At 39.3% G+C, this 17,754-nt stretch carries 11 protein-coding genes and 1 pseudogene; 6 read left to right on the forward strand and 6 right to left on the reverse strand.

Features of this window, described 5'->3' with window-relative positions; translation table 11 throughout:
* Positions 1-146 precede the first annotated feature (146 nt).
* Positions 147-1,165: pseudogene (locus tag CK510_RS32625) on the reverse strand (IS110 family RNA-guided transposase).
* A gap of 746 nt (positions 1,166-1,911) precedes the next feature.
* Here CK510_RS32625 and CK510_RS08500 point away from each other — a divergent pair.
* Positions 1,912-3,141, forward strand: a complete 1,230-nt coding sequence (locus CK510_RS08500; protein ID WP_373695792.1) for an ISL3 family transposase — start codon at positions 1,912-1,914, stop codon at positions 3,139-3,141.
* Between the two features lie 425 nt (positions 3,142-3,566).
* Positions 3,567-5,249, forward strand: coding sequence for a dipeptide ABC transporter ATP-binding protein (locus CK510_RS08505; RefSeq protein ID WP_095721293.1), 1,683 nt, complete (start codon positions 3,567-3,569; stop codon positions 5,247-5,249).
* 154 nt (positions 5,250-5,403) lie between these two features.
* Here CK510_RS08505 and CK510_RS08510 read toward each other — a convergent pair whose 3' ends face one another.
* Positions 5,404-5,874 carry a peptidoglycan-binding domain-containing protein gene (locus CK510_RS08510; RefSeq protein ID WP_095721294.1) on the reverse strand — a complete coding sequence of 157 codons (471 nt, stop codon included), beginning with the start codon at positions 5,872-5,874 and terminating at the stop codon, positions 5,404-5,406.
* A gap of 26 nt (positions 5,875-5,900) precedes the next feature.
* Here CK510_RS08510 and CK510_RS31620 point away from each other — a divergent pair, with 26 nt between their 5' ends.
* The 3 genes from CK510_RS31620 to CK510_RS08520 all read left to right on the forward strand — a co-directional run bounded on the left by CK510_RS31620 (position 5,901) and on the right by CK510_RS08520 (position 9,239).
* Positions 5,901-6,059: a hypothetical protein gene (locus CK510_RS31620; RefSeq protein WP_158224864.1), complete on the forward strand. Its 159-nt coding sequence runs from the start codon at positions 5,901-5,903 to the stop codon at positions 6,057-6,059.
* 326 nt (positions 6,060-6,385) lie between these two features.
* Positions 6,386-8,029, forward strand: a complete 1,644-nt coding sequence (locus tag CK510_RS08515) for a B12-binding domain-containing radical SAM protein (RefSeq protein WP_095721295.1) — start codon at positions 6,386-6,388, stop codon at positions 8,027-8,029.
* A gap of 343 nt (positions 8,030-8,372) precedes the next feature.
* Positions 8,373-9,239, forward strand: a complete 867-nt coding sequence (locus tag CK510_RS08520; RefSeq protein WP_095721296.1) for a class I SAM-dependent methyltransferase — start codon at positions 8,373-8,375, stop codon at positions 9,237-9,239.
* A gap of 70 nt (positions 9,240-9,309) precedes the next feature.
* Here the strand turns inward: CK510_RS08520 and CK510_RS08525 are convergent, their stop codons facing one another.
* Both CK510_RS08525 and CK510_RS08530 read right to left on the reverse strand, forming a co-directional pair.
* Positions 9,310-9,744: an HmpF-related protein gene (locus tag CK510_RS08525; protein WP_095721297.1), complete on the reverse strand. Its 435-nt coding sequence runs from the start codon at positions 9,742-9,744 to the stop codon at positions 9,310-9,312.
* Between the two features lie 134 nt (positions 9,745-9,878).
* A complete protein-coding gene (locus tag CK510_RS08530; RefSeq protein ID WP_095721300.1) occupies positions 9,879-12,920 on the reverse strand; it encodes a valine--tRNA ligase in 3,042 nt (1,013 codons plus the stop codon).
* A gap of 131 nt (positions 12,921-13,051) precedes the next feature.
* Here CK510_RS08530 and CK510_RS08535 point away from each other — a divergent pair, with 131 nt between their 5' ends.
* A complete protein-coding gene (locus CK510_RS08535; RefSeq protein ID WP_095721298.1) occupies positions 13,052-13,480 on the forward strand; it encodes a GxxExxY protein in 429 nt (142 codons plus the stop codon).
* Here CK510_RS08535 and CK510_RS08540 read toward each other — a convergent pair.
* Complete coding sequence (locus CK510_RS08540; protein WP_245911958.1) at positions 13,477-14,778, reverse strand: bifunctional sterol desaturase/short chain dehydrogenase; 1,302 nt, start codon at positions 14,776-14,778, stop codon at positions 13,477-13,479. The genes CK510_RS08535 and CK510_RS08540 overlap by 4 nt on opposite strands.
* A 223-nt stretch (positions 14,779-15,001) precedes the next feature.
* Positions 15,002-17,581, reverse strand: coding sequence for a GAF domain-containing protein (locus tag CK510_RS08545; protein WP_095721299.1), 2,580 nt, complete (start codon positions 17,579-17,581; stop codon positions 15,002-15,004).
* Positions 17,582-17,754 lie beyond the last annotated feature (173 nt).

A 17,754-nucleotide genomic window follows, 5' to 3' on the forward strand; every position in this document is an offset into this window, starting at 1 on the left:
CTGGCACTCCGCTTCGCCACCGAATTTCCCCCAGTCTCTCTGTTTACTCGTGGAGGCAAAACAAATAATCAAAAAAAACACGACTTTTAAACCCAGCATTCATGAGGGTCAAAATTGAGTTGAAAATAAAGCTTGCGAATGAAAAATTAAACGCTACAGTTAGATTGTAAATCTTGTTCAACAGACCAAGGCTTGTTGTCTCGAACCATAGCATTAAGAATCACAAGCATTTTATGGACACAAGCAGTAATAGCAAGTTTTTTTGGTTTACCACGCTCAACTAAGCGCTCATAAAAAGCTTTGATAATAGGGTTATATCGCATTGCAACAATCGCTCCCATATAAAGAGTTGCACGAACATGGGCACGACCACCATTAATCATACGCTTACCTTTATGTTGACCCTACGGGTTCAGCAGTTGCTTTCCGACGCAAGGCGACAGGAACGCACTGCTTCACCACTATCATGATTAATTGGTGCAACACCAACTAAACGAGAGATTTGTTTGGCAGTTAGCTTACCAAGTTCTGGTAAATCAGAAACAAGGGTTGTAGAAATGACTTGACCAATGCCAGGAGTAGTTTTGAGCAAATTAGCTTTATCAATCCATTGTTGATTATTTTGAGTCAGTTGCTCAATTTCGTGATTTATTTTTTCCAGACGTTCATCAAGTTGTTTAATATGCTCCTCAACATCTATCAATGCTTTACCACGAGCGCGGGAACTTCGATTTTTTTCAGCCGTTTGCATCTCGACTAATTGTCGTCTTCGACTAATTAATTCTGACAGTTGGCGTGCTGATTCTGATTCAACTGCCAACACTTGAGGCTTCATTGCTTCCCCAAAGTGTGCTAATATTTGTGCATCAATTGCGTCGGTTTTTGCTAATTTACCAGTGGCTTTAGCAAAATCTCGTCCTTGACGTGGATTAATTAACGCAACTGGTAAAAGTGCTGCTTGTAGTTGAATTATAAGCTCAGTTTTTAATCCCCCTGTGGCTTCAATTACGATTACATTTAAATCGTATAGCTTGAGTTTTTCGACTAAAACTGCTATTTCTGACTCACTATTCGCAACTTTTAACGCTTTTCCAATTGGACGAATATAGACATCAAGAGTTGCTTTACTTACATCAATACCTACCCAATTCGAGATATTTTCCATTTGTAACTCTCAAAAATTGTAATCTACCCTGCTTTAAATTCATTCCCTTGATTTCACTCATCCTTGCCCGATGCGGACTGTATACTTTAAAATCAGTGTTTAAAGCTTTGACCCTGGCGACTGTTCGAGTTCTGTCATGGAGATTGTTGTAGTGACCCATGCTACAAAGCGGTCTATTATGACCAAAGTTGGGACGGTCTACTACTATTTCTAAGATACAAGGTTGGGTGGAGGCTTTGGGTAACCCAACATATGATATTGAGAAAATAAAGATTCTTTAAATCACAAAAATATCTAAATTCAACGATTAAGAGAAGCTTCAAACAAGTTATAAAATGTTGGGTTACAACGCAAATCTAGATTTTTCATATCGCTGCAAATATCTCTTGTGCGTTTCCACCCAACCTACAATACTGGGTTACGAATCACACTAATCCTCAATGAGAAGATTTTCAAAAGGATAGTGCGATCGCAATCTCCTGTAGGTTGGGTGGAGACTTTGTGTAACCGAACACCCAACATATGATATTGAGAAAATAAAGATTCTTTAAATCACAAAAATATCGGCTCTTCAGTACTTGTTATGCTAAATTATGGGCAAAAGCTACTAATTAATGTTAAAAAATGTATCAATAATATGATGTAAGTACTGTAGATATTGACATGTAGGAAATATTTCTTGTTAACTGTAAATATAATTCAGAGTATTTTTTGTAAAATTACAGTTATGGCTAGCACTCATAGATATTAAAATTCTAACAGAACTTCTTGATTTAGAAGATATAAAAGTTATATCACATAGCCTTCACGATGGGATTGGAATAATTTTACAAATCGGATCAAAAAAACTATCCAGTATTTGCCCAAGGTGTGGGACAAAAAGTGAGAAATTACATCAAAATCATCGGCATATTGTTAAAGACTTACCTTTTGGGGATAAACCAGTATTTTTAGAAATCAATAGACGACAGTTCAAATGTGAAACATGTAAAAAACCATTTAGTGAAGACCTAGATTTTGTAAGAAAAAAAAGAACTTATACAAATAGACTTGCACATAAGACAATAAAAGAAGTTTTAGATTCTGATATTCAGAGTGTAGCCTCGAAAGGTATAGTGACAACAGAAGAAATAGAACGGATGTTAAAAGACGCATCTGAAGTATTACCTAATTTAAAACCTTTGAATCTAAAAAGACTTGGACTAGATGAAATAGCTCTGATTAAAGGCAAAGGTAACTACTGTGCAGTACTAATAGATTTAGATACATCTCAACTAATTGCAATTTTAAGTGGACGTACACAAGAAGTAATAAAGAAAATCCTTATAGAATGGGGTTCTGAGGTTTTAGACAAAATCGAAGAAGTAAGTATAGATTTATGGCAGGGATATAAAAGTTTAGTAACAGAATTAATGCCAAATGCTCAAGTAGTCGCAGATAGATTTCATGTGATGACACAGATAAATAAAGAATTAGATACACAAAGAAAAAAAGAAAAACGAAATATTGAAGAGCTAATTAAGAAAGTAAATTCAGCATCTAAAAAATATGAATATGAACAAATTTTAGAAGGACTAAAGAATAGTAAATATCCTCTACTTAAGAACGAAGATAGCTTAAGTGAGGAACAAGTAAACAAGCTTATTCAAGTTAAAAATGTATCTCCTATTCTGAAAGTAATGCATGAACTAAAAGAAAAATTTAGAAAAATTTTTAATAAGACTAATGATTGGTATACGGGAGTCTTTAAACTAGGTATGTGGTTATCAAGAGCTAAAAAACACTTCCCAAATAGTAACAATACTATTATTCGTTGGTTTGATGAAATTATTGCTTACTTTGATAATGGCACTACTAGTGGTGTTGTTGAAGGCATTAATAACAAACTCAAGCTAATTAAACGTTCGGCATATGGATTTAGAAACTTTGATAACTTCCGAATTAGGTGCTTATTAAATTGGCATTTTAATTGTTAGTTTAGCATAACAAGTACTGAAGAACCTTATTTATTTTCTGATTGTATCAGAATGTAGTGCGATCGCTATTTTTGTAGAGACTGTCTTGAAAGTCAAGTGCGATCGCTCCTCATGGTTGATGAGCGTGTGATGTTTTTTTGTGTAAGTGCGTTAGCGTAGCTTACCGTAGGTATCGCTATTTTTGTAGAGACAGTCTTGAAAGTCAAGTGCGTAGGTTTAGCCCGTCGTAGACATCGCTTATTTTGTGGATATGGTTTCGTACCTTCTCAATTATCAGACATCTGTAGTCTAATCTGATACAGTATTTTAAAAATTACATTGATACATGACTTCGGAAACCGCAGATAAATTTCTGGTTTGTTGTCATAACCGTGTACATTTGAGCTATTTCCTAATTACTATTACCCCATTACCATTAACCAAATATGACAGAATCACTATTTAGCGTTGAAAACTTACGCATAGCTTACCCCCAACGTAGCAACGAAGAAGCTAGCTGGGCTGTTGATGATATGTCCTTTTCGCTACAGCCAGGGGAACGGATGGGCTTGGTGGGTGAGTCGGGTTGCGGGAAGTCAACGCTGGGACGTGCTGTGATGCGTTTGCTTCCAGGAAATTCGCGGATTGAGGGAAAGATTAATTTCCAAGGTAAATCTGTATTAGATTTAACCCCTAACGAGATGCGTAAATTCCGGGGTGAGGTGGCAGCACTGGTGTTTCAAGACCCAATGACGAGACTCGATCCATTGATGACTATTGGGAATCATTGTTTAGAGACACTCAAAGCCCATGCACCAGAATTATCAAAAAAGGATGCCAAGGATAAAGCGATCGCAACACTGGCAAAGGTAAATATTCCCGCGAATCGATGGAATCAGTATCCCCATGAGTTTAGTGGGGGGATGCGTCAACGGGTTGCGATCGCATTAGCTTTGATGCTAAATCCGAAGTTAATTATTGCCGATGAACCGACAACGAGTTTGGATGTGACGGTTTCAGCACAGATTTTGCAGGAGCTTACCCGACTTTGTAGTGATGAAAATATGGCATTGTTGCTGATTTCCCACGACTTAGCAATGGTTGCCGAATATTGCGATCGCATTGGGGTGATGTATTTCGGTAAAATGGTGGAAACAGGTTCTACGGATACGGTTTTTCGCCATCCCCAACACGAATATACCCAATCATTGCTCAAAGCTGCATTACATATCCAATCGATTGATGACGTAGGGGCAAACGATTGTTTGCCCTCTTCTTCTGGACAATTGGAAGGTCAACAGCCGTTGACCCCTACGGGGAATGCGATTCTTCGGGTTAAAGAACTTCAACAACATTATGCGATCGAACCGAATTTTATCGAACGTTTATTTAAAGGTGAAGGACAAACAATTAAAGCGGTAGATGGGATTAATCTGGAATTATATCAAGGGGAAATTCTCGGACTTGTTGGTGAGTCGGGTTGCGGCAAAAGTACCCTATCACGGACAATTTTACAGTTAATTCCTCCCACTGGTGGCAAAGTCGAATTTTTGGGTACAGAATTAACCAATTTGTCCCGTCAAGACATGCGTCAGCAACGACGACAAATGCAAATGGTATTTCAAGACCCCCATGCATGTTTAAATCCTGCCATGTCTGTAGGTCAAAATATAGGCGATCCTTTATTAATTCATGAAATTGCTACACCGGAGGAAGCGAAACAGCAAGTTTTGGCAATGTTAGAAAGGGTCGGATTAGTGCCTGCCGAGACCTACTACCAACGTTACGCATCAGAACTATCCGGGGGACAACAGCAGCGCGTAGCCATTGCTCGTGCCTTAATTACCCGTCCCAAACTGCTGATTTGCGATGAACCCGTGAGCATGTTGGATGCCAGTGTCCAGTCACAGGTATTAGATTTGATGTTGGAATTAAAAGACGAATTTGAATTGACGTACTTATTTATTACCCATGATTTGTGGTTAGCGAGATTTTTGTGCGATCGTATTGCCGTCATGAATGGTGGTAAAATCGTCGAACTCGGCAATACCAAGGAAATCTTCAAAAATCCCCAACATGAGTATACCAAGAAGCTACTAGGGGCTGCACCATTACTCGCCAGAGCATAGTTATATTTCAGATAAACATATAATCCCCGTAGGGGCAAACGGTTGTTTGCCCTCATTTATTTAACGAACGATTTTGGATTTTGGATAAACGAAATCAAATAAAAAACCCCGCAAATAACGGGGGTAATGTGTGTAATGTGAAGGAAATCTGAAATTAATCAACGGTAAGGAAAGTAGCCAAATCGCTTAATGCTTTCCATGTGATTTGACCAATAACACCATCGACTTTCAATTTTTTATCTTTTTGGAGAGCTTTAACTGCGGTATCAGTTCCCGCACCAAAATCGCCATCAATTCTACCTTTGTAATATCCACCATTTTTAAGAACTTCTTGGACGATGGAAACCTGTTCTCCATTGTCACCACGTTTCAAAGTTGGCTTATCGATGGGGGCATTTGCACGTAGAGATTTCCAAGTTAGAGAACCAGCAATACCATCTCGTTTGAGTAAAAATTGATATTGAACTGTTTTAACTGCTACTTCTGTTTTTGCTCCAAATACCCCATCAAGGTTAACCGCATTGGATTTGGGAACACGTTTGTTTAAAAGTTCTTGTAATTCTTTGACTTTTGCACCACTAGCACCAAGTTTGAGTGTGGGGTCATTTGTTGTAGTTGCTTGCATAAATTTTTACCTTAAATTTTCCCTGTGTGACTTTCTACCTATGGAATCAAGTGCGATCGCAAGCATTTCGGAAAATATTCGGTACACTAAAGGGTACTATTGATGACTTAATATTAGAATTAGGTATGTGGCAGCGAAAATCATCACTTAGGAACGAGGATTTATTGATATACAATCTTTTGTAGGTTGGGTGGAGGCTCTGCGTAACCCAACGTTAATTTATACAATCTAAATCTGTCTTTTATTTAATTCAGATTTCTTAACATGATTAATCATTAAATAAATTGAGTTTCTCTCTTTTTCAAATATGACTATTATTAATACAACAACTGTAGAAACCAGGTTTCTGCCGTCATCAAATAAAATGTAGGTTTATTGGGGTTTTGGCTTGTTGGGAGAAACCCGGTTTCTAGTTTTATCGTGCTAATGTGAGATTTGCTGTTGGGGAGAAACCAGGTTTCTAATAAAGTTTCTAATAAAGTTTCTAATAAAATCTAAAATCCAAAATCAAATGTCATCTTCTTTATTTTCATCAGAACATCTTTTATTCACTCCTGCAACTCCCAAATATGATGCAATCCCGCTAATTTTTGCCTTTCCAAATGAGTATACAGTTGGGATTACTAGTCTTGGTTTCCAAGTAGTTTGGTCAACATTAGCAATGCGAGAGGATTTAGAAGTAAGTCGTTTATTTACTGACATTAGTGAAACACTTCCCAGACAAGCAGAAATATTAGGTTTCTCCGTATCTTGGGAATTAGATTATGTGAATATTTGGAATTTACTCGAATCTTTAAATATTCCCATTCGTGCCCATATCCGCAATCATAATCACCCAATCGTTTTTGGTGGTGGAACTGTTTTAACTGCAAATCCCGAACCATTCGCAGATTTTTTTGATGTCATCCTTTTAGGGGATGGTGAAAACCTGTTAGGTAATTTTATTGATGCTTATAAAGAAGTTAGAAATGCCGATAAGCAAACTCAATTAAAAGCACTTGCACAAGTTCCTGGTATTTACGTTCCTAGTCTTTACAAAGTCGAATATCACAGCTTAGATGGTGCGATTAAATCCATTCAACCAATTTCATCAGAAATACCTGCTGTTGTTCAAAAACAAACCTATCGTGGAAATACCTTATCTGCTTCCACAGTAGTTACAGAAAAAGCCGCATGGGAAAATATTTTCATGGTGGAAGTGGTGCGAAGTTGTCCGGAAATGTGCCGTTTTTGCTTGGCAAGTTATCTCACATTACCCTTTAGAACAGCGAGTTTAGAAGCTTCATTAATTCCAGCAATTGAACGCGGTTTAGAAGTCACAAATCGTTTGGGTTTATTGGGTGCTTCTGTTACTCAACATCCTGAATTTCATGATTTACTTGATTATATTAATCAGCCAAAATACGATAATGTTCGCTTAAGTATTTCTTCTGTGCGAACAAATACTGTGACAGAGGAATTAGCAAGAACTCTCGCACAACGTGATACCAAATCCTTAACAATTGCGGTTGAAAGCGGTTCGGAGAAAGTACGTAAAATTATTAATAAGAAATTGGAACAAGATGATATTATCAAAGCTGCAATTAATGCTAAAGCTGGTGGATTATCTGGGTTAAAATTATATGGAATGGTGGGAATACCAGGTGAAGAAGCAGAAGATTTAGATGCCACTGTAGGGATGATGAAAACAATTAAAAAAGCTGCTCCTGGGTTAAGGTTAACATTTGGTTGCAGTACTTTTGTTCCCAAGTCACATACACCTTTTCAATGGTATGGTGTGAATAAACAAGCTGAGAAAAGATTACAAATTTTACAAAAGCAATTAAAACCACAAGGGATTGATTTTCGTCCCGAAAGTTATAATTGGTCGATTATTCAGACTTTATTATCCCGTGGGGATAGAAGACTTTTTAAGCTATTAGAATTAACGCGAGATTTCGGTGATTCTTTAGGTAGTTACAAACGTGCTTTTAAAGAGTTGAAGGGACAAATTCCTGATTTGAGTTTTTACGTTTATGATGAATGGGAAAGCGAGCAGATTTTACCTTGGCATCATTTGCAAGGTGCATTACCACAGTCTACATTATTAAAGCATTTAACTGAAGCAAAAAGTTTCATGAAATCATCTGAGGAGTTAATGCTGAATCCAGTTTAAGAGGATATTTGAAAAGTCGGGGAAGGTATAATTTGTCATTCTGAGCGAAACGAAGTGGAGCGTACTCCGAAACGGAGAAGCAAGCTAAGCTTTTAGCGTACTTTCAGAAGCCACTCCGTGTCTACCCGCAGGGTAGAATCAAGGGTTTTAGGCAGATACTGAGATGTTTCATTCCGCTACGCTGCATTCAACATGACATACATAGTTACTTTTCAAACAACCTCTAAGATGTCAAAATCAAAAATCCTGATAAAAGTGATAAAGATATCCTGAAATAGTTTTAGTAAAGCAGTAATAATAAAAAGATATTACAAATTATTCTTATCGTTTTATTATTTACTCAATGAAAAATATCGCAGATACAGCTTACTTAGTTGCAATGTACCGTGCTTTAGAAACAGAACGTCCAGATTCCCTATTTAAAGATAAATATGCAGCTTTATTAGCAGGTAGTAAAGGAGCAATGTTAGTTGAAATATTAGGAGAAAAAGAGAAAATTACCAATGCGATCGCACTTCGTACCCGTTTAATAGATGAGCAAATTGAAAAGTTAGTTCAATCCCAAAAGATAGACACGGTTTTAAATTTAGCTGCTGGGTTAGATACTCGTCCATATCGTTTAGATTTACCGAATTCTCTACATTGGATTGAGGTTGATTTTCCCGATATTATTGTGGAGAAAGAACAGAAACTTCAAAATATCATACCTGTATGTTCCCTCGAAAGAATTAAATTAGATATTACAGATACTCATTTACGAAAGAACTTATTTTCTGACATTAGTAAAAATGCCAAACAAGTACTTGTAATTTCAGAAGGTTTTTTGTCATACTTACCAGAGATTGAAGTTGCTGCGATCGCATCTGATATCAAATCGCAATCAAAGTTTATTTGGTGGTTATTTGAATTAGAATCAGCAGAGACTTTAGAGAATTATGATAATATTTATACTCGCAAAATATTTGACCAATATTTCGCAAGTGGCAACAGAACCCTATTATTTGCACCTAAACAAGGAGCAAACTTTTTTAAACAATATGGTTGGCAAGTTACTGAATCTATATCAGCTTGGAAAGAGTCACGACGACTAAAACGTGATATCAAAATAACTCGTTTATTAGAACCTTTGATGAATCTTTTTGCTAAAGCTAATTGGGAAAAACTTCAGCAACAAGGAAGTATTATTTTACTTCGTAATTCCAAAGTCTAAAACCATATTCCTCTGCGTTACTTTGCGTAAACCTCTCTCTTTCTCTGCGTTTAAAAACAAAATATTTGTATTAAACTTCTTCCTCAGTCTGACTACCCTTCTCCCGCTTTAAAGTTTCTTCTAAAGCTTGAATTTGTTCGCGTCGAGCTTCCAATTCTAACGAACGACGAGCTAAATCTTGATTTTGTAAAGTTAAATTTTGTCTCCATTGTTCAGCACGTTCAGCTTCTTGACGGAGATAATCGGGACTAATTCCACTGGAAAGGTAAACTTGTACTAAACGTAATACCCAGTTAGTAGCTTCCTCAATTCTTTCGATATCACCAGTTGGTGATAATTCAACTAAAACCAGTAACTTTTCAGTTAGTGAATTACCCTTGCCCAAAAGAATAAAAGCTTCTTCAGGGATAATTACCCACATATTCTCAGCTTCTTGACGCGCTAACAAACGCAGTTGATGCTGTTCGAGAAAATTGTTTTTATGTACTTGGGCTAGATACAGCATAACTTTAGATACAATTTAGGAGTTAGAAATTAATCGTAGGAATGTATCCGCTATTGAGATTATTCTGAGTTGGAAATTAAAAGCTGTTCTGAAATTTAAGAGTTATGAATTTTTCAACTCATAACTCCTAAATCTTATGCTAACTTGCGAATGCGATCGCGCAAAATTTCTGCTTGTTTTTCGGCTTCTGCGACATTATCCCGTACACTTTGAATTACTTCTGGTGCAGCGTTACTAACAAAGCCAGAGTTATTTAGTCTAGCAGAAAGGGAATTGATTTCGCCTTCAATTTTATCAACCTTTCTCTGAAGTTTGGCACTAAATGCGGCAATGTCAACAACTCCAGTTAAAGGTAAAATGACTTGAACAGTACCAACAACCCCTGCGATCGCATTGTCTTCCTGTTTTGGTGTTGCTTCTATTTCTGTCTGCAATTCATTTTGTAATTTTTGAGCATTACTTGATAATGCTGTTAAAAAACGCTGACGTGCTTCCGTATTCAACAGATTCTTGCTGATAAACCAAGCAGAATAACCAATCCCCACAAGTTCAAAAAACTGCCCAAACAATGGTATATCATCAAGAGTATCAGCCGCAGCAATGCCAATCCGCAACAAAAACAATCCACCAATCACTTTTAAGCCTAATTGCCAATTAATTTGGCTGAATTTAAATTCTTTCTGATTAGTAGAAGTTTTAGCTTTTGCTTCATTACCTCCACTAGCAATAGTCAAACTCTCAACCTTCGCTAAATCCCGAATATAAACTTCCCCAGCAGTGAGAATTTTCTGTTCCTTAGCACTATCGGTTTGTAAATTAATAGCTACCTTTATTCCAGGTTTAATATCAGCTTCCGCACGCAAATTACGAATTGTCCGAATTGTACCCAGCAACAAATCAAACTCTTCTTCCAAAGCTAAATTTATTTGCTTTTCATCAGCATCCGGATACCTTTGCAGCGATAAACTTGCCAGAGAATCAGCATCTTGCTGAGTCAAAGTGTGCCATATCTCCTCAGTAATATGCGGCATGTATGGATGTATCAACTTCAAAATTCCTTCCAATACATACGCAAGTACTTGCTGTGCCGTCTTCCGGGAACTTGCATCAGCATCCTCCGCCAATCGGGATTTTACCAACTCAATATACTGGTCGCAAAAATCACCCCAAATAAACTCATACAAACCATTAGCAGCTTCACCCATCCCATAACTACTGATATACTCATTAGTTTGTTTAATAACTCTGTTATACCGTGAAAGTATCCACTTATCGCTAAGTTCCGTAACTTCAGGAACACCTAATTGTGCTGGAGTTTGTCCATCCAAATTCATCATGACAAACCGCGAACCGTTCCATATCTTGTTAGCAAAATTACGCGCAGCTTCAACAGAACCCGACTCATTTTTCTTGCGATCGTAATCAAAGCGAATATTTTGCCCCGCACCAGTCACTTCCTTAATTAAGTAGAAACGCAGCGCATCAGTACCATACTTCTCAATCAATAATAAAGGGTCAATGCCATTATTCAACGACTTCGACATTTTCTTACCCTTTTCATCGAGAACCAAACCGTGGATGTAAACATCCTGAAACGGTATTTTCCCGGTAAAGTGGGAACCCATCATTGTCATTCTCGCTACCCAGAAGAAAATGATATCAAAACCAGTAACAAGCACACTCGTTGGATAATACTTCTCCAAATCCGGGGTTTGTTCTGACCAGCCCAAAGTCGAAAAAGACCATAAACCCGACGAAAACCATGTATCCAATACATCCGCATCCCGTTCCAGCTTTACCCCTTCACCAAACTGTTGCTTCGCCTTTTCCCAAGCATCAGCCTCAGTTTTAGCGACTACAAACGGCGTAGTCTCAGTAATTTCCCCATTCGTCTCACTCACAGCATACCAAGCCGGAATTTGATGTCCCCACCAAAGTTGACGGGAAATACACCAATCATCAAGCTTCACCAACCAATCGCGGTAAACCTTCGACCAACGCTGAGGGACAAAATTAGGTGAATTTTCGTTATCGAGACATGCCAAAGTTTTATCAGCAAGGGGACGAATCTTCACAAACCACTGGGTCGATAGCAAAGGCTCCACAGGAACCTTCCCCCGTTCGCTATAAGGCACAGTATGCTTATAGTCCTCTATTTTCACCAAAACTCCGTCCGCTTCCAACCTAGCGACAACATTCTTCCGAGCCACAAAACGGTCTTGACCTTGAAATTCCCCAGCATTTTCGTTAAGCGTGCCGTTACGATTCATAATATTGATAAACGGCAAATTGTGACGCTTACCCATTTGGAAATCATTCGGGTCATGGGCTGGAGTCACCTTCACACAACCAGTACCGAAACTAGGGTCAACCAACTCATCGGCAATAATAGGGATTTCCCGGTTCATAATGGGTAAAGTGACCGTTTTGCCAATGAAACTTTTATAGCGCTCGTCATCAGGATTAACCGCGATCGCAGTATCACCCAACATAGTTTCTGGACGGGTTGTTGCCACTTCCAGATATCCCGAACCATCAGTAAGGGAGTAACGGAAATGCCACAGGTTTCCATTTGTTTCCTTTTGGTCAACCTCCAAATCGGAAACCGCAGACTGGGATTCTGGACACCAGTTAACCAAATACTCACCGCGATAAATCAAACCTTGATCGTAAAGACTCACAAAAGCCTCTAAAACAGCCTCTGATAAACCTTCATCAAGTGTAAACCGTTCCCGCGTCCAATCCACCGACACACCTAACCGTCGCAACTGCCCGACAATATTGCCCTTCGACTCAGCCTTCCACTGCCAAGCTCGTTCGAGAAACTTTTCCCGTCCAATATCGTAGCGGGTTTTTTTCTCTTCCTTAAGTTGCTTTTCCAGGATACTTTGGACTGCAATACTCGCATGGTCAGTTCCGGGAAGATATAGGGCGTTTTTGCCCTTCATTCGGTGGTAGCGGACTAAAACATCAATTAGGGAGTTCTCGAAAGCATGTCCCATGTGCAAGCTTCCGGTGACGTTTGGTGGGGGAATGACGATGCAGTAGGGTTCACCAGGTTTACTGGGATCGGCTTTGTAGATGTTGTTTTCTTCCCAAAATTTTTGCCATTTTGTTTCGGCTGCTTTGGAGTCGTAAATGCTGGGAATGTTGTTGTTGGGTGTTGTTGCGGTCATGCTGGGAATCATTAATGTGGAAGGACTTTTGTTTACTTTTATCTATAAATTTTGCCACAGGGTTTGGTGAGTGGCTGAGATAAAGCATAAAAATAGGGGAATTATTAAATTACATATAGTTTTAGGATAAAATAAAGATGAACTACCGCCAAGACGCAGAGAACGCCAAGGGAAGAGAGCCAAATAAGGAGATTGATAGTTTGGCTTATGGTGTGATTGGTGCTGCTATTGAGGTACACAAGGTTTTAGGTCCAGGTTTTTTAGAGTCTGTTTATCATCAAGCTTTAAAGTTGGAGTTTCAGATGCGAGGAATCCCGCACCGGTATAAACCTCATATCGCAATTGAGTATAAGGGTTATCAGGTGGGGGAAGGTGAATTAGATTTTTTAGTCGCTGACATGTTAATAGTTGAACTGAAGACAGTCGCACAATTGGCTCCAGTTCACCATGCTCAGGTGATTGCATATTTGAAAGCAACAAATAATTCTTTAGGTCTTTTGATTAACTTTAATGTTCCCGTACTAAAAGAAGGCATCAAACGCATAATACTCTCCAACTAATCTTCCTCTTCTTGGCGTTCTCTGCGTCTTGGCGGTTTACTAAAAATCCTATAATACAACCAAGTAGTTACTTCCTTAATCGGAAACAATATATAAGTCAAAGGATTAATTGTCACAATAATATTTCGGAAATCACGCTTGGCAAAAAACATAATTCCCTTCGCAACCTGAATAGCTGACATCACACCGTGGGGATTAAGCTGGCTTTTAAATGGTCCGAGAATTAACTTACGAATTATACAAGTATCATCTAAACGTTTGAGGGTGACAATATCCCCTAAAGCTCGTTTGCTTAGTTCGTAAAGTGGACTGAGTGCCGGAGATACTTCAGCTTCCGAGGTATTTACCCAAATTTCCTTGGTTGCTTTTGATTGCGCTCCAGTAACCGTACTAGAAAATATATCAATTAATCGTAGTGCTGAAAACGTATTAATTTCATAGGAAGAATTAATTGCCTCAGTCGTGCGATCGCAATAAGCATTAACTCCATGATTGATGATTAATATATCGACTTTCTCAAAGCATTCTTTTAATTCCGCTTCCTTCCCAATCTCCCATGACAGCACTTTGAAGCGATTATTCTCACTATTTCCCGCAGCTAATTTATCGGGATTGGTGGTTAATGCGATTACTTTGGCATTCTGTTTCAACAATTCCGTACTCAAAGCTTCTCCCAATGCCCCAGAAGCTCCTGTAATTGCGATCGCTTTTCCTTGAAGTGATAATCCGGTTCCCAAAATTCGATCTACCAATGGAAACACTCCACTATAGTAAGCATTTACATTATCAAAATGATGTCGCCAATGGTAACTTCGATTTACCCACCAAACTGATGGTGTGGTGTCCAAAGCTCCGGGTTGGTGAGCATAATCTGTATCGATTGTACCCAGAAAATAGCGCATACTGGCGGCATACATGAAGGTTCCGGCATAGAAAACCCCCAACCACAAGCCAATTTGCTTACTAAATAAGGCAACCAGTGTAACTACTACCAATAGTAAACCCGACTCGAACATGTCATGGTACAACTGGGAATCTTGATAAGCTTTGGGGGATACCAATGATAAATCCCGTCGATATGCTGCATGGTGTTTGTTGTGCCATTTGGCTAACCAATCGACTTGATGACACAATGCATGGTAGCTATCCCTCAATACTTCAACCAGTAAAAGGGAGAATAATCCCCACAAGGCAAAGCGAGAACCGATATTTAGTAAATCTACTAAATCCCAATTTATCTGTAAATTTGACCCCAACCTCCCTAACCCTTCTGTAATCATCTCCATAGTCTTTTGCATCAGAGTATCTACCAATTCCCGTTAATATCTCTTCATAATCCTATAGGTACAGGTGGGTAAAGGTCGAGTTTAGGGCAAACTTATTTTCGCTACGACTGTTTCGCGAGTCAAGCGATCGCATGACTCTATAAATCGGGTTTCTCCCCCACGAGAAATCTCAAATCAGTATGATTTTCCCAGAAACCCGATTTCTCCCCCAATGAGAAAACCCCTAAGTTTGAAATCACTTATCCTTATAAGTCCACACACCATCATCCCAGTCTGCATCGGATGGAGGAGTTTGTAACCAATGTTTACAGCGTCGCACATGTAACATTGCCGCATGATCGTGGGGATCGATTTCTACAGCTTTGTTAAATTCTGCTTTGGCAAAGGTAAATTGACGATTCAGATAATATTCTCGTCCTTTATGGTAATGCGCGATCGCATCAAGTTTTTTCCCTGCGATCGCATCGCTTCGCAAACCAACTAATTCGTATATAGCTACGGGTTCGTTTCTACCTTTGACGCGGATGTAGTCGAGTTCCCTTGCCCAAATATGCTGTTGGCAGGGTTTGAAGCTATTGTCGCTAATAACAATGTCGCAACCGTAGTGCTTGGTGATGCTTTCCAATCGCGAACCTAAATTTACACCATCCCCGATGGCAGTAAATTCCATCCGTTTGCTGGAACCAATATTACCGCTAATTACCGTATCCGAGTTAATCCCAATCCCAATATCAATTCTGGGTTTATTCATGCTATGACGACGTTGGTTAAAATCGCGCAAACGCTGCCGCATTTCTAACGCTGTTTGTACTGCCATCCAAGCGTGTTCTTCTAGGGGTAGGGGGGAACCAAATACTGCCATGATGGCATCACCAATGTATTTATCAAGGGTTCCTTTGTGTTTAAATACGGCTTCCACCATTGACTCAAAATACTCGTTGAGCATACTCACAACTTCCTCCGCTTCCAGGTTCTCAGTTAAAGTTGTGTAACCGCGAATATCTGAGAATAAAATCGAAACTTCCTTTCTATCCCCTCCCAATTTGGCATCGTCGAGTTTGAGCAATTCTTCCGCTAATTCCTGGGTCATGTAGCGGTACATGGTACTTTTGAGTCGTTTCTCATCACTGATGTCTTCCATGACCACCAGGGCACCCCTAACCTGCTTATTCTCGCTGGCATCGGCAATACTATTGATCGATAAATTGATGCTATGGTCTTCTTTACCACCCATAATTAATGTGCGATCGGGGTAATATTGTTGGGTATATTTAATATCTTCCCCACTTAAAGCTTCATTACACCACTTGCTGAAATCACCCTCTTTAATCGCAATCAATTCTGTGATTGATTTACCTTCAATTTTATCTTCGGCATCCAAACCAAGTATGCTCATGGCACTTTCATTCGCGGCAATGATATTACCTGCTTTGTCGGTGGAAATTACCCCATTAGATAGACTTCGCAAAATATCGCGCTGCATTTGTTCTTGCTGCTTGACAGTGTTGAACAATTGTGCATTTTGCAACGCCACCCCAGCTTGAATATTAAAGGCTTCCATAAAGTCTTCATCGTTGCGGTCAAAGCTTGCCTGGAAGCATTCTGGGGCTTTAGGCCAATGTCTGGGGTCGTATGGGGGGAATTCGCCTGATTTCTTTTTATTTACTAACTGGGTGACACCAATTAGCTCTCGATCGGCGTTAAATACTGGCATACACAGCAAACTACAGGTACGATAACCATTTTGCTGGTCGAGTTGTTTCGCTGTACCGGAGTCGGTATGGTCGTATAAATCAAAGGGTATATTTAGAGTTTTGCATGAAGCTGCCACCTGTCCAACGAATCCTTTCCCCATTGGTACCCGTAGTTCCCTTGTGGAACCGTTATCTTGGGTGATTTTTGTCCAGAGTTCGTTTTTATCCCGATCTATCAACCACAAAGTACTGCGATCGGCATTCATTAACTCCTTTGCTTCATCCATCACCCTTTTTAGGGTATCTTCCAAGTCGAGATTGCTTTGGGATAGGGATTTAATCGCCTTCATCAGTGCAGCCGCAGCCCGTTGTTTTTGGGTTGCGACATAGAAAGAGCGAGATGATTCTAAAATTAAGCGGATGGATAGGGCGAACTCTTGAACAAGTTCTTCATCACCATGATTAAATCCACGTATATCAATTCTGTCAGCGATTGGGGCGTTGGGGTGGTGATTGGATTTTAGTTTATTCAGCAACTGAACTACGGCAACCAACTTTCCTTCGTCGTTAAGTAAGGGTAGCGCCAACATTGTGTAGGTACGGTATCCCGTGCGCTTCTCCTGCTGCTGTGCGAAGATTGAGCGCTGGTCATCGTAAAAATCAAAAGGTATATTAATAACTTCTCTATTTGTGGCAACTTCTCCGGCAATACCCTTATTCGCGGGGATGCGAATTTCTAAGGATTTGTTACCTTCTCCCTCAGCAACTATTGACCAGAGTTCTTGTTTTTCCTCATCCAGTAAAAATATTGTCGTCCGATCTGCCCCCAATAGCTCCCCTGTTTTCAGGGTGATTGAATGCAGCATTTCTTGTAAAATTGTTTCAAACCCTTGGGAATCGAGCATCGATAGGGTTTGATTGACAATAATTAATTTTTGCTCAACTTCAGTCACAACTTGCTTAAAAGTGTCTTGAGTGAGCGGAGCTAGAAAGGTAGATATTGTTCCTTGGCGTTTGGCAAGGGCACCCACTGCTTGATGCTGCGAGTCGCGGTTTTTCTGATTTTCAGCACCAATTATTAAATCGGCGGTTTCACCGCAACTAATTTGTTCGAGAGACATAACTAGCTTTTGATATAGGATTCGATTAAAGAGATGTTTAACAATGGGAAGTTGGTGACAAATAAGTTACCTGGGTGGGTTTCCATGTCGCCCAACTTCGATGCCATTTCATATATACGGGTGTTGTTTTTAGCAACGATGGCTCCCGTTATCCACAGTGTAATCTGTCATAC

It is taken from the genome of Brunnivagina elsteri CCALA 953 (assembly GCF_002289455.1).
Classification (GTDB): Bacteria; Cyanobacteriota; Cyanobacteriia; order Cyanobacteriales; family Nostocaceae; genus Brunnivagina; species Brunnivagina elsteri.